The sequence below is a fragment of the Megasphaera indica genome, from assembly GCF_046614755.1.
Taxonomy (GTDB): Bacteria; Bacillota; Negativicutes; order Veillonellales; family Megasphaeraceae; genus Megasphaera; species Megasphaera intestinihominis.
Window position 1 is genome coordinate 40,482 of sequence record NZ_JBKKJR010000019.1, and the last position, 13,804, is coordinate 54,285.

General features: G+C 55.9%; 8 protein-coding genes, 1 tRNA gene and 1 rRNA gene. 2 read left to right on the top strand and 8 right to left on the bottom strand.

Annotation, left to right across the window (positions count from 1 at the left end):
* The first annotated feature begins 85 nt into the window (after nucleotides 1-85).
* Both ACFCTO_RS09585 and ACFCTO_RS09590 read left to right on the top strand, forming a co-directional pair.
* Nucleotides 86-4,381 (top strand): acyl-CoA dehydratase activase-related protein, encoded by a 4,296-nt coding sequence (locus tag ACFCTO_RS09585; RefSeq protein ID WP_499876792.1) that lies wholly within the window; start codon nucleotides 86-88, stop codon nucleotides 4,379-4,381.
* Between the two features lie 25 nt (nucleotides 4,382-4,406).
* Complete coding sequence (locus tag ACFCTO_RS09590) at nucleotides 4,407-5,303, top strand: universal stress protein (RefSeq protein ID WP_292300479.1); 897 nt, start codon at nucleotides 4,407-4,409, stop codon at nucleotides 5,301-5,303.
* 422 nt (nucleotides 5,304-5,725) lie between these two features.
* Here ACFCTO_RS09590 and ACFCTO_RS09595 read toward each other — a convergent pair whose 3' ends face one another.
* The 8 genes from ACFCTO_RS09595 to rrf all read right to left on the bottom strand — a co-directional run.
* Nucleotides 5,726-8,008, bottom strand: coding sequence for a xanthine dehydrogenase family protein molybdopterin-binding subunit (locus tag ACFCTO_RS09595; protein ID WP_499876793.1), 2,283 nt, complete (start codon nucleotides 8,006-8,008; stop codon nucleotides 5,726-5,728).
* Nucleotides 8,008-8,475, bottom strand: a complete 468-nt coding sequence (locus ACFCTO_RS09600; protein WP_292261612.1) for a (2Fe-2S)-binding protein — start codon at nucleotides 8,473-8,475, stop codon at nucleotides 8,008-8,010. The genes ACFCTO_RS09595 and ACFCTO_RS09600 overlap by 1 nt, the downstream gene beginning before the upstream one ends.
* On the bottom strand, nucleotides 8,475-9,257 hold the full coding sequence (locus ACFCTO_RS09605) for an FAD binding domain-containing protein (RefSeq protein WP_292300485.1): 783 nt from the start codon (nucleotides 9,255-9,257) through the stop codon (nucleotides 8,475-8,477). Before ACFCTO_RS09605 ends, ACFCTO_RS09600 begins: the two co-directional genes overlap by 1 nt.
* A 289-nt stretch (nucleotides 9,258-9,546) precedes the next feature.
* On the bottom strand, nucleotides 9,547-10,326 hold the full coding sequence (locus ACFCTO_RS09610) for a TatD family hydrolase (protein ID WP_292302472.1): 780 nt from the start codon (nucleotides 10,324-10,326) through the stop codon (nucleotides 9,547-9,549).
* Nucleotides 10,327-10,757: 431 nt separating this feature from the next.
* Nucleotides 10,758-10,848: transfer RNA gene (locus tag ACFCTO_RS09615), tRNA-Ser, on the bottom strand.
* A gap of 50 nt (nucleotides 10,849-10,898) precedes the next feature.
* Entirely contained in the window at nucleotides 10,899-11,198 is a 300-nt protein-coding gene (locus ACFCTO_RS09620; RefSeq protein ID WP_014015147.1) for an MTH1187 family thiamine-binding protein, read from the bottom strand.
* Between the two features lie 4 nt (nucleotides 11,199-11,202).
* Nucleotides 11,203-12,036: a hydroxyethylthiazole kinase gene (gene thiM, locus ACFCTO_RS09625; protein WP_292300529.1), complete on the bottom strand. Its 834-nt coding sequence runs from the start codon at nucleotides 12,034-12,036 to the stop codon at nucleotides 11,203-11,205.
* A 1,658-nt stretch (nucleotides 12,037-13,694) separates the two neighbouring features.
* Nucleotides 13,695-13,804, bottom strand: a 5S ribosomal RNA gene (gene rrf, locus ACFCTO_RS09630); the annotation flags it as partial.

Sequence of the window (13,804 nt, forward strand, 5' to 3'; positions counted from 1 at the left end):
ATAAAGTAGACTCTTTATATATAGTCTTTATCATATAGAAATTTATAAGAAAGAATCGGTTGGTAAACCGATAGGGTGACAAAACATGAAAAATCTCTTACATATCGGCATTGACATCGGCTCGACGACGGTAAAAATCGCCGTCCTCAATCATGCCAAACAGTGCCTCCACGCATGCTATGTCCGCCACTATACGGATATACGCCAAAAAGTCTGGGATTTACTGCAAAACGCCTATGAAATCTTTGGCGACCGTCAAATCACCATGGCCATCACCGGCTCTGGCGGCATCGCCCTGGCAGACTACCTGCACATCCCCTTTTTGCAGGAAGTCATCGCCGGGACCAAAGCCGTCCGCACGTACTATCCCCAGTCGGACGTCATCATCGAACTCGGCGGCGAAGATGCGAAGATCACCTACCTGACCGGCGGCAACGAACACCGCATGAACGGCAACTGCGCCGGCGGGACCGGAGCCTTCATCGACCAGATGGCGACCCTCCTCGACACCGATGCCGGCGGTCTCAATGAAATGGCCAAGAAAGCCGACACGATCTATCCCATCGCCGCCCGCTGCGGCGTCTTCGCCAAGACCGACATCCAGGCCCTGCTCAACGAAGGGGCCAGCAAGGAAAACGTCGCGGCGTCGGTCTTCCAGTCCATCGTCTTCCAGACCATCACCGGCCTGGCCTGCGGCCGCCCCATCAAGGGGACAGTCTGCTTCCTAGGCGGCCCGCTGACCTACTTGTCCCAGCTTCGGGAACAGTTCGCCAAGACGCTCCACTTGACACCGGAACAGGTCATCGCCCCGGAAAACGCCCAGGTCTACGTGGCCATCGGCGCCGCCCTGGGCAGTATAGACACGAAACCCGTGTCCTTCATGAACCTCATGGGCCAGCTGAAGAGCGTCGACGAATCGACGCTGGCCAAATCGGACCGCGTCGAACCGCTGTTCAACAATCAGGCTGAGCTCGACGAATTCCGGGCCCGCCACAGCCAGCATACCGTCCCCCAGGCGGACATCACCACCTACAGCGGCCCGTGCTACCTGGGCATCGACGCCGGCTCGACGACGATTAAAGCCGTCGTCCTCAGCGAAGACATGAAGATTCTCTATTCGCACTATCAGAACAACGAAGGCAGCCCCTTGGCGGCAGCCAAGAAAATCGTCGCCGAAGTCTACCGCCGCCTGCCGGAAAAGGCCTTCATCGCCAAGGCCGGCATCACGGGCTACGGCGAATCGCTGCTCAAAGAAGCGCTGCACCTCGACCTGGGCGAAGTCGAAACCATTGCCCACTATCAGGCAGCGTCCCACTTCTGCCCGGACGTCGACTTCCTCCTCGATATCGGCGGCCAGGACATGAAATGCAGCCGCATCAAAGACGGTCATATCGAAGATATCCTGCTCAACGAAGCCTGCTCGTCGGGCTGCGGTTCCTTTCTGGATACCTTTGCCAAATCCCTGAAAATGTCCATCCAGGACTTCTCCCAGGCCGCCCTGCTGGCCAAGAGCCCCATTGACCTGGGCTCGCGCTGCACGGTCTTCATGAACTCCAAAGTCAAGCAGGCCCAGAAAGAAGGGGCCACGCTGGCCGACATTTCCGCCGGCCTTTCCTATTCGGTCATCAAGAATGCCCTTTATAAAGTCATCAAAGTCAAAGATCCGGCCAAATTAGGAAAGCACATCGTCGTCCAGGGCGGTACTTTCTACAACGACGCCGTCCTGCGGGCATTTGAAAAACTCTTGGGCCGCCACGTCATCCGCCCGGCCATTTCCGGCCTCATGGGGGCCTTCGGCATGGGCCTCATCTGCCGCACGGCCTACCACGAAGACCATGCCAAATCGACCATCGTCAGCCCGAAAGCCCTGGAAGAATTGCAGGTCACGACGTCCATCCGCCACTGCGGCTTGTGCACCAACAACTGCCTGCTGACGGTCAACACCTTCAACGACGGCCGTTCCTTCATCACCGGCAACCGCTGCGAACGCGGTGCCGCCGGCTCGACAGCAGCCCGCAAGAAGCCTCTGCCCAACATGTACAAGGTCAAATATAACCTGCTCTTCGGCTATAAGCCCGTAGAAAATGCGCCGCGCGGCACCGTCGGTATCCCGCGGGTCCTCAATATGTACGAAGACTATCCCTTCTGGTTCACGTTCTTCACCAAACTCGGCTACACCGTCGTCCTCTCGGACCCGTCGTCGAAGGCCCTGTTTGAAAAGGCCATGGACACGGTTCCGTCGGACTCGGCCTGCTACCCGGCCAAACTGGTCCACGGCCACATCGAGAACCTACTGGAAAAGGGCGTCGACCGCATCTTCTATCCGTGCATCCAGAACGGCCCCAGCGAAGGCAGCAAGGACAATACCTTCAACTGCCCCATGGTCATGAGCTATCCCGAAGTCATCCGCAACAATATGGGCGAACGCCTGGCCGAAACCAATACGCCTTACCTCTGCCCCTTCCTGCCCCTCCACGACAAGAAACGCATCGGTAAACGCCTGGCCGAAGAATTGAAGGCCTGGAACCTGCCGGCTCACGAAGTAAAAGCCGCTGCCGCTGCCGCCTGGGACGAAGAAGAAGCATATAAACAGAAGATATACGACATTACCAAAAAAATCCTGGATACCCTGGAAAAGACGGGCCAGCGGGCCATCGTCCTCTGCGGCCGTCCGTACCACATCGACCCGGAAATCAACCACGGCATCCCGGAACTCATCAACAGCCTGGGCCTGGCCGTCCTTACCGAAGACGGCGTCGCTCCCCTGGGCCAGTTCCCGGGCCACCTGCGCATCGTCGACCAGTGGTCCTACCATTCGCGCCTCTACCGGGCTGCCCAGTACATCACACAGCATCCGAACCTGGAACTGGTCGAACTCAATTCCTTTGGCTGCGGCCTTGACGCCATCGTCGCCGACCAGGTCCAGGACATCCTAGCCCACGGCCACAAGATCCATACACTGCTCAAGATCGACGAAGGCTCCAACCTGGGTGCCATCCGCATCCGCCTGCGCTCGCTGCTCTTCGTCATGAATCACCGTCCCAAAGAAGACCATGTCGTCGAACCGTATTCTTACGAAAAGACGATTTTCACCAAGGAAGACGCCAAGCAGAACGTCATCCTGGCTCCGTCGATGACGCCGATTCATTTCCCCTTGTTCAGTGCCGCCTTTGAACATGAAGGCTACCGCGTCGAACTCCTGCCCCACCAGGGCCAGAAGGCCATCGACACGGGCCTGGCCTATATCCACAACGATGCCTGCTATCCGGCCATCATGAGCCTGGGCCAGATCATTACGGCCCTTAAATCGGGCAAATACGACCTGGACCACACGACAGTCATGATTTCCCAGACCGGCGGCTGCTGCCGGGCGACGAACTACATCGGCATGATCCGCAAAGCCCTGAACGACGCCAACATGTCCCAGGTCGCCATCTTGTCGCTGAACCTCAAGGGCATGAACAAGCAGCCCGGTTTCCAGCCCGGCATCGGCTTCTGGCACCGCCTGGTCATGGGCATGATCTACGGCGACGCCCTGCAGCAGGTCCTCTACCGCACGCGGCCTTACGAAAAGGTCAAGGGGACAGCCGAAGCCCTCTTCCACAAGTGGCAGAAGAAATGTGCCGAACAACTGAAGAAAGCCGATTTCAAATCATTCAAGAGAAATATCCGCGACCTCATCGACGAATTCGACCACATCGACATGAGTGAAACCATGAAGCCGCGCATCGGCCTGGTCGGTGAAATCTACGTCAAGTTCCACCCCATCGCCAATAACCACATCGTCCGCATGATTGAAGAAGAAGGCGGCGAAATCATCGTCTCCGGCCTGGCAGACTTCTTCCTCTACGGCCAGCTGGACAACCAGTTCCGCCATAAATACCTGTCAGGCAGCTGGAAGGATTCCTTCCTCAGCAAGACTGCCGTCCGCCTCCTGGAATGGTACCGCAAGCCTTACGAACAGGCCGTCGCCAAGAGCCGCCATTTCGACCCGATCACATCCATTTACGACATTGCTGACGAAGCGAAGAAATACTTGTCCCTGGGCCATGAAGCCGGTGAAGGCTGGTTCCTCACGGGGGATATGATCGACCTCATCCACCGCGGCGCCAAGAACATCGTCTGCCTCCAGCCCTGGGCCTGCCTGCCGAACCACGTTACGGGCAAAGGCATGATCAAGACCTTGAAAGCCGCCTTCCCGGAAACGAATATCGTCGCTATCGACTATGACCCCAGCGCCAGCTCGGTCAACCAGGCCAATCGCCTGAAGCTGATGCTGACGACGACCTTTGAAGGCATCCGCGAACCGGTACAGGAAGATACCAAGCCGGTCATGCCCTTCATGAGCGGCGTCCGCATCAACAGTTCGCTGGAAAAATAGTCTCTATACAAAGGGGGTATGTATCATGAAAAACATCTTGGTTCCTATTGACGGTTCCAGACCGTCGCACAACGCCTTGCAGCATGCCATCGACATTGCCAACGTCTATAATGCTGAATTGACCATCGTCAACATCACCAATGCCGATGCCGTCCTGGACTCGTTCGACGTCTTTGAAGACATGACCGACGAAAAAGTCAAGGACCTGACCCAGCTGGCCAAAGACAAGAGCGGCTACGTCCTGGAAAAGGCAATGGAAGCCGTTCCGGAAAACCTGATGGTCCACACGGTCCAGCTGGTCAGCACGCCGGAAATCGGCATCCTCAGCGAAGCCGACAAATGCGACGCCGACCTCATCGTCATGGGTCGCCGGGGCAGCCATTCCCTGTCAGAACAGCTCCTGGGCAGTGCCAGCACCTACGTCCTGGCCCATGCCAAATGCCCGGTCCTCTTGGCACACAATAAGAAAGAAGGACCGTACCGGCGCATCCTCGTCCCGGCTGACGGCTCGGAAGAATCACTGAAAGCCGTCCGCTACGCCGTAGAATTCGCCAAAGCCGACGGCGCATCGGTCACGGTCTTCCACGTCGCCAACATGCGCGACCTCATCGCTGAAGAAACGGCACTGGACCAGAAAAAACGCGGCCTCGAAGACTTGACCGACCGCCTGCGCCAGAGCGCCGACCGCGTCTTCGCCCTGTGCAAGGCCGCCATTGCCGACCATAAAGGCGGCGTCGACATCCACTTCGTCGCCAACATCGGCCGTCCGGGCCCGACAATCCTCAAAAAAGCCGAAAAAGACGGCTCGGACCTGCTCATCATGGGCAGCCGCGGCCGCAGCGGCCTGGCCTCGATCCTCCTGGGCAGCGTCAGCCGCTACATCACGACCCATTCGGGCCTGCCCGTCATGATTGTGAAGTGAGGAGTTCGTGGCTCGTGGCTTCGGCCTTCGGCCTAGTGGTTCGTGGTTCGCAGGCCGAAGCGGTCCCCTGGACCGTATGTAGGGGCCGTCCTGCTAAGGCGGCCCGCCCTGAATGATGGGGATAACGCAGACCGCAACGGTCCCTTGGACCGTATGTAGGGGCCGTCCTGTCAAGGCGGCCCGCCTCGAATGACGGGGATAATGCACTCCGACTACACCCGAATACATAAAAAGGGGCTATCGCATTAAGCAAAAACACTTAATACGATAGCCCTTTTTCATTGAAATTTCTGAGAAAAAGCAACCTCTCAGTCAGCGTTGCTGACAGCTCCCCTATAAAGGGCGCCAGGGCAGGCCGTACAGGACGGCTCCTGCATTGCGGAGTGCGACCTGCGACCTGCGGGCCGCCCTTTGGGCGGCCCCTACAGTTGCATAGCCATGTAGAGTTTTTCGGCGGTCATGGGCAAGTCGCGCAGCCAGATGCCCGTAGCGTTATAGATGGCGTGGGCAATGGCCGGTGCCGGCGAGTCGATGACCAGTTCGCCGATGGACTTGGCGCCGAAAGGCCCGTTCGGTTCATAGCTCGGTTCAAATTCGACGTTAATCTGGCCCAGGTCCATGCGCGTCGGCATACGGTACTGCATGAAGGAGTTATTCTGCAGGCGGCCCGACGGCGTATACTGGATATTTTCGGTCAGGGCCATGCCGATGGCCTGTACGATGCCCCCTTCGGTCTGGACTTTGGCCAGGGCCGGATTGATGACCGTACCGCAGTCGACGACGGCGTCATACTGTACCAGGGAGATGTGCCCCGTTTCCGGGTCGACGTCGACCGTTGCCGCACCGGCCATATACGGCGGCGGACTGGTCGGCGAATAACACGATTCCGTCGCTTCCAGGGCGATGTCATTCATGAACATGGCGTCATTGCCCAAGTCCTTGAGGGTGATTTTCTTCCCAGTAGACAAGTCGGTAATGGCTTTGCCGTCGAATTCCAAATCGTCAACGTTAGCTGCGCCGAGCTTGACAGCTGCCCGTTCTTTCATGCGCTGTATCAGGCTCTGGCAGGTCTTGACGACGGCATTGCCCGTGAGGTATGTCGTCGACGACGCATAGGATCCGCTGTCGTACGGCGATGTATCCGTATCGACGCCATAAGTAACGACATTGTCGACAGGGCACATAAGACATTCCGCGGCAATCTGGGCCAGGATGGTATCGCAGCCCGTCCCCATATCGGTAGCGCCGATATTGAGGGAATAGAAGCCGTCGTCATTGACCTTGATGGTGACCGAAGCAACGTCGACATTGGAAATACTCGACCCCTGCATGGCCGTCGCAATGCCGATGGCCCGGATATGGCCGTTGGGCAGGACCTGGCGCGGGCAGTCGTCCTTCCAGCCCGACATCTGGACGACCCGTTCCAGGCATTTATCCAGCGTACAGCTCAAGGCCGTTTCATTGAAATAGGCCGGCAGGACCTGGCCCTGGCGGACCATATTCTTCAGGCGCAGGGCAACGGGGCTCATGTGCAGAGCCGCAGCCAGTTCGTTGACGGCCGTTTCCAGGGCGAACAGCCCCTGAGTCGCACCGTAACCGCGATAAGCGCCGGCTGCAATGGTATTGGTATAGACGCAGGTATAGCTGAAGCGGATGGCTTCGGCTGCATTGTATAAAGGAATCGACTTATGGCCTGACAAGGTGACCGTCGTCGGCGTGTGTTCGCCATAGGCGCCGGCATTCCATAAGGAATCGAGGAAGATGCCGCGGATATGGCCGTCCTTGCTGGCGCCGAGGACGACGCGGATCTGCGATTCATGACGCGGCGTCGATACGGTCATCGATTCTTCCCGGCTGTAGACCATATAGGCCGGCTTCCCCGTCAGCCAGGCAATATAAGCCGGATAAACTTCCATGACAGCCGTCTGCTTGGAACCGAAACCACCGCCGATGCGCGGTTTGATGACGCGTATCTTCGATTTAGGGATTTCCAGGGCGTTGGCGACGATGCGGCGGACGTGGAACGGTACCTGTGTCGAGCTGACGATGGTCAGTCGGCCAAAGGCATCCTTATAGGCATAGGCCCGGAACGTTTCCATAGCGCCCTGCTGATTCTGGCGCGTATGATAGGTCCTGTCGATGACGATGTCTGACGAAGCCAGGACGGCATCGACATCACCGTGTTCATCACAGGCCTGGGCGACGAGATTGCGCTTGTTGTCGCCGCCGACATCGACCAGGGGCTTCCAGTTGTCTTCGGGATGGACGACAATATCATTGTCCAGGGCTTTGGTAAAATCGAGGAGCGGTTCCTGGACTTCGTATTCGACGCGGAGGACGCGCAAGGCCTTGTCGACGGCGTCTTCACTGGTACCGGCGACGAGGGCGACGGGATCGCCGACGAAGCGGATCTGCTTATCCAGGATGAGGCGGTCATACGGGCTCAGTTCCGGATAGGTCTGACCGGCAATGGTGAAACGCGACTGAGGCACGTCTTCAGCCGTGACGATGCAGACGATGCCCGGCACCTTTTCGGCAGCGCTCTTATTCACCTTCTTGACGATGGCTCTGGCATGGGGACTGCGCAGGGCCTTGACGATGAGACAATCCTTGGGCCGCAGATCATCCGTATAGACCGGCTGGCCCGTGACCAGGGCCTGAGAATCCTTCTTGGCGACAACGTGATTGATAGCTTTGTATTCCATTATGCCCGGACCTCCTTCCCCTTGGCTTTGAAATAGGCCTTGATAGCCCGCATATGGCTCATGTAGCCCGTGCAGCGGCAGAGATTGCCTGACAGGAATTCCTTGATTTCCTCTTCTGTCGGCGCATCCAGCTTGCGGACCATGGCCAGGACGTTCATGACGAAACCGGGGTTGCAGAAGCCGCACTGGTCGGCGCCTTCGCGGCCCATATAGAAAGCGAATTCTTTGGCTTCATCCTGCAAACCTTCGAGGGTCGTCACATGGCGGCCGTCGATGCGGACAGCCAGCAGGGCACACGACAACATAGGCACATCGTCAATCCAGACCGTACAGAGGCCGCAGTTCGTCGTTTCACAGCCGCATTTGACGCTGTAACAGCCTTGGCTGCGGAGAAAATCATAGAGCATCAGGCCCGGCGCGACGTCAGCCGTCGCCTTCTTGCCGTTCAGCCAATACGTAATGGTCATCACTGGTCACCTCCCAGAACTTTTGCCAATAAGCGCCGGCAGAGGACGACAGCCATATCCTGGCGGTAATCGGCGGAACCGCGCATATTGCTTTCATAAGTCATGGAATGGGCAATTTGTTGGGCAGCCCCTTCCAAGCCCTGGCGGCGCACATCAGCTGCCGGCAGACGGACGACTTCTGCCCGGGCCGGGCGGGCGCCGATGGCACAGCGCACATTTTCTGCGTCAGCCGATACGGCCACGGCGATGACAGGGAAGTCCGTTTCATTGAGGCGCAGCGAATCATACGCCGTCTGGCAGGCCTTTTTCGGGATGATGATGTGAGTCACGATGTCTTTCCCCGGCCCGGTCTGACCGAAATCGGCCAGGCTGACGATGCCGCCCTTGTACAATTCGACCTGGGCATCCAGGGCCAGGAACAGCGTCCAAATGTCGGAAAAGCCGAAGCGCCCGCTGATACTGCCACCAACGGTCGCCATATTGCGGAACTGGGTCCCGACGATATGGCGGACCGCTTCCTTCATGGCGCCCTGAGTAAAAGCGGCCAGCCCATCGTGGCCTTCGAGCTGCCCTAACGTGACCATAGCACCCAGGCGGAAAGAGTCCTCCCCTTCTTCGATCTGGTCCAGCCCCAGCGCCGACAAGTCGATAGCCTGGGCAATGCGCCGCTGCGGCGACAAGCGGAGCCAGCAGCAGCCGCCGAGGACGACAGCGGACCGTTTCTGGTTAAGCTCCCACGCTTCTTCCAGAGAGGCCGCTTTCGTATATTGCGCAATATTCATAAAAAACCCTCCTTTGCAGGGCAAAAATAAATTTTATGCATAGCCCATCAAGTTTATTATACCAGCAAAAAAGGGCAGCTCGCAAGAGACTGTATGAGACATAAAAAAAGGATTTGTCGCACGTGCGACAAATCCTTTTCTTGTAGGGGCGACCACGTAGGGCACCCTCTCTGGAATATGTACGATTTCCCAATCAGCTTGCTAGGAAAGCCATCCAAGTCCCTAACGGGTGCCCATGGGCGACCCCTACAAACTCCGTACTATAACTATAAAGAGAAAGGCCCTTGCATTATGGCTGTATTTTGAAAAGTTTTTCTGTATTTGCTTTGGCATGGGCTGTCAATTCTTCGACAGATACGCCCATATACCCGGCCAGGGTCTGTGCCACATAGGTGATGTTGTTGGGCACATTGGTCCGGGGCAGGTGGAAACCCCGCGGCGTCAGGTACGGTGCATCCGTTTCGATGAGGACCCGGTCCAAGGGCAGGATGGATACAGCATCGCGTAAGGGAGCCGCCCGCCGTTCATCGCAGATCCAGCCGGTAATACCGATATAAAAGCCTAAATCGAGCATCTTTTCCAGCGTCTTCTTGTCGCCCGTATAACAGTGGACGACCGATTGCGGGCAAAGCCCTTCATGCCCCTTGAAACAAGCCAGGAAGTCATCAGCTGCGTCCCGTTCATGAAGGAACATGGGCTTACCTAATTCTTCCGCCATGGCAATGAGGGCTTTGAAAAAGTGGAGCTGGTTCTCTTTTTTAGAATACATGCGGTCGTAATCAAGACCCGTTTCGCCAACGGCGACGACTTTCGGATTCGTCGTGACGATGCGCCGGATTTCCTCCAAATCCTCCTCCGTCGCTTCATCAGCCACGTGAGGATGGATACCGGCCGTGCCAAAAGCCGTGTGATTGCGGACAAACTGATTGACCAGACGGTTCTCCCGGGCCTCCGACCCAGTCAGGATACAGCAGATACCGTCCGCCGCCGCATCGGCAATGATTTTTTCCGGTTTGGGAAAAGACCGGGTAAATAAATTGAGCCCAATATCATAATATTTTATATCCATGTCAGACACCTCGTGAAAATAAGATTCCACGAATATTGTACCAAAAAACCAGGCCGCTGCGTAGCTTAAAAAAAAGCTTGTCACACAACGACAAGCCCTTTAAGGTTGTTAGCGGCTAGCAGTTAGTGGTTAGCGGATGTTTTTTAATTTAAAGGTTTTCTGCCTTTTTCCCATCCTTCTTGCTAGCCTTTCATCAGGCCATCTTCGTATATTCCTTCTCCTAAGTTACACATGACTGCTAAATCCCCCTCTCCTTCTTGTGTCAAATCAATTCCAAAATCATTATGCAGGGTCGTAATCTTTTCACTGGCGTTCTTTGATGATACCCATTTTGCCTCATTGTACCAAATTTTGTTTTTTTGTACAATCCACATTCATGGCAAAAAAAGAGCACCCAGGAAATTTTCCTAGGTGCTCTCTGTCCAGTAATCTGGCGGAGTGAGAGAGATTCGAACTCTCGCAGGCCTTACGACCTCTAACGATTTAGCAAACCGTCCTCTTCAGCCTCTTGAGTATCACTCCATGCGTCAACTGACTATGTCAGTATACTACGATGGAGCGATATTGTCAAGTTATTTTTTCAATATATCTTCTACGGCCTTGGTTTTATTGTTCATCATGTTCGTATAGCCCGGTCGGATATCGGCTTTCAAGACGACTTCAGCCCGCAGGCCCTGGTCCGTCAGGTATTGCGTCGCTTTTTTGACGACTGCCATGACATCGTCCCATTCGCCTTCGATTTCGGTGAACATGGAATTGGTCCGGTTCGGCAAGCCTGATTCCCGGATAATGCGCACGATTTCAGCGACATAAGGAGCGAATTCATCGCCAGTTCCGCACGGGGCAATAGCTACAGCAATTAAGGTATTCATGATATTATGCCTCCTCTACAGTCAATGGGTTCTGGGCAATCGCATCGGGCGTTGCCACATAGAGTTCGTCGATGAAATCCGTCTGGAAAGAACCTGTCCCTTTGGCATGAGCTGCGGCCCGTGTACCGGCCAGGTTATAGACGGCAGAGCCGGTAATGGCGGCGATGAACGGATCTGCTACGGCTGCATAGACGGCCATGACACCGCCGAGGGAACAGCCTGTCCCGGTAATGCAGGGCATCATTTCCGAACCGCCCTGGGAAAAGACGAGCTGCCGGCCATCGGTAATCAAATCTTCTTCTCCCGAAATGGCTACGGCTCCGCCAGTCCAGCGGGCTACAGCGACGGCAGCCGGAGCGGCAGAACGAACGGAATCGGTAGAATCGACGCCGCGAACGTCCGAAGTATCAGAACCGCCTTCTAAGCCCCATAATCCGGCCAAGGCAATGATTTCAGACGCGTTGCCCCGGATAATAGACGGTTTATAGGCCTTGAAGGTCGTCAAAAGTTCCGTCCGCATTTGTCCCATGCCAATGGCCACGGGATCCAGGACCCAGGGTTTGCCTTCTTCATGGAGTACGGCTGCTGTTTTTGGCAGTGTTTCCGCATAAATCGGGAACAACGTCCCTACGTTGATATACATAGATGCACCGGCTTTGGCCATACTGACGCCTTCGTCCGGTAAATAGACCATAGCGGCCGAGCCGCCGACAGCCAGCTGGGCATTGGCGACGAAATTAATGGTCACCGTATTCGTAATAGACGGCGTCAGCGGATTCGATGCCTTAGCCAGTTTCGCGGCTTCCCGAACGGCATCGCGGATTTCAGATTCAGTCATATTATTACCACCTTTGTCATTTTGCTGTTTCTATTATAGACGTTCTGTCAGGGAAAGGCCAGGAAAATTTGAGGCATATCCATGTGGGAATCCCGTAAAATGCTGTTCGGAGAAAACGCTATTCGCAGACCGCAGTTAGCAGCTAACGGTCAGCAGTTAATTGTCCGCAGCCTTGCGGACTACACCGTAGGGGCTTGCACGTGGCAAGCCCGCTATGACTATGTGAGCATAACGTATACTAATATATGTGCGTGTTTTCCTGCATCACCTGTCATGTATGCCGGATATACCATTATTCCCGAATGGGCGCCCCACGTGGGCGCCCCTACTGAGTCCGAGTCCGTCATGTATGGCGTATACACCATGATTCGTAGGGGATTGCACGTGGCAAGCCCGCTATAACTATGTGAGCATAACGTATGCTAATATATGTGCGTGTTTTCCTGCATCACCTGTCATGTATGATGGATATGCCATTATTCCGAACGGGCGCCCCACGTGGGCGCCCCTACCAGCTGCTAGCGGTCAGCAGTTAGCAGCCGCAGTCCTACGAGCCATCATTCTGAATAGGCTGTGGTCAAATATCACAGCGGGCCGCTCAAGGCTCCCTTTATAGGGGAGCTGACCGCCAAAGGCGGTCTGAGAGGTTAAAGATCAGCCCCTACACACAAGGCCGATGGCCGTTTTTTTTTGCGTATTGCAGAATTGTGGCAACCGACATCCATCTCATCGCCCGTATGCGATATCGTAGGGGACGCCCAAAGGGCGTACCGTTATGGGAATTCCGCAAAATGCTGTGCAGAGAAAACGCTATTTGCAGGCCCCAGTCGGGGCGTTTTTTACGAGCTGAGGGTTACTCGAAGCGATGTTGTCAGTTTGAGTTTGTCGCGGCGGAACGCCGCATTCTGACTCCGAAAAAAAGCCGTGGCTCGTAAAACCATGCCTCATGGACCTGTTATGTATATCACCATTTATTCGCGGCGGGCCGCCCTTTGGGACGGCCCCTACGATGCGGCCATAAGGCCGCAAAAACAAGCCACGAACCACTAACAACGAACAACAAAAAAAGCACTAGCGGTCATCCCACCTCTCCTGCCGAATCCAGGGTATCTCTGTCTGACCGCATACTTTCACTCCATCAGGTCACGAGATTCGGCATAAGCGACTCACACGGTTTTGCGCGTCGCAAAGCTCCTTCATTCATCATTCATTACGTGTACATCACTATTACAGGCGGGCCGCCTTAACAGGTCGGCCCCTACAATCCCCAGGGGACCCTGGGAGGATAGGAAGCCGCTTCGTCCCACATCGCTTGTCATGTATGATGGGTACCCCCCATTATTCCGAACGGGCGCCCCACGTGGGCGCCCTTGCTAGCTGCTAACTGCTGACGGCTAACAACAAAAAAAGCACTGGCGGTTGTCCCACCTCTCCTGCCGAATCCAGGATATCTCTGTCTGACCGCATACTTTCACTCCATCAGGTCACGAGATTCGGCATAAGCGACTCACACGGTTTTGCGCGTCGCAGAGCTCCTTCAAAACCGGTTCCCCGCTTATCCCAGGGAACCCTGGTCGGATAGGAAGCCGCGCATTTCCCACGAACCACTAACAACGAACAACAAAAAAGCACTGGAAAATTCCAGTGCTTTTTTCACTAATCAGCGGCTTCCTATCCTCCCAGGGGGCCTCCCCCCAAGTACTTTCGGCGTTTGCGGGCTTAACTGCTGTGTTCGGCATGGGAACAGGTGGATCCCCGCAGCTATCGC

Excerpts from the sequence above, each read along its gene's own strand:
- ACFCTO_RS09585 (WP_499876792.1), top strand. The coding sequence starts at position 86 with ATGAAAAATCTCTTACATATCGGCATTGACATCGGCTCGACGACGGTA.
- ACFCTO_RS09590 (WP_292300479.1), top strand. The coding sequence starts at position 4,407 with ATGAAAAACATCTTGGTTCCTATTGACGGTTCCAGACCGTCGCACAAC.
- ACFCTO_RS09595 (WP_499876793.1), bottom strand. The coding sequence starts at position 8,008 with ATGGAATACAAAGCTATCAATCACGTTGTCGCCAAGAAGGATTCTCAG.
- ACFCTO_RS09600 (WP_292261612.1), bottom strand. The coding sequence starts at position 8,475 with ATGACCATTACGTATTGGCTGAACGGCAAGAAGGCGACGGCTGACGTC.
- ACFCTO_RS09605 (WP_292300485.1), bottom strand. The coding sequence starts at position 9,257 with ATGAATATTGCGCAATATACGAAAGCGGCCTCTCTGGAAGAAGCGTGG.
- ACFCTO_RS09610 (WP_292302472.1), bottom strand. The coding sequence starts at position 10,326 with ATGGATATAAAATATTATGATATTGGGCTCAATTTATTTACCCGGTCT.
- ACFCTO_RS09620 (WP_014015147.1), bottom strand. The coding sequence starts at position 11,198 with ATGAATACCTTAATTGCTGTAGCTATTGCCCCGTGCGGAACTGGCGAT.
- thiM (WP_292300529.1), bottom strand. The coding sequence starts at position 12,036 with ATGACTGAATCTGAAATCCGCGATGCCGTTCGGGAAGCCGCGAAACTG.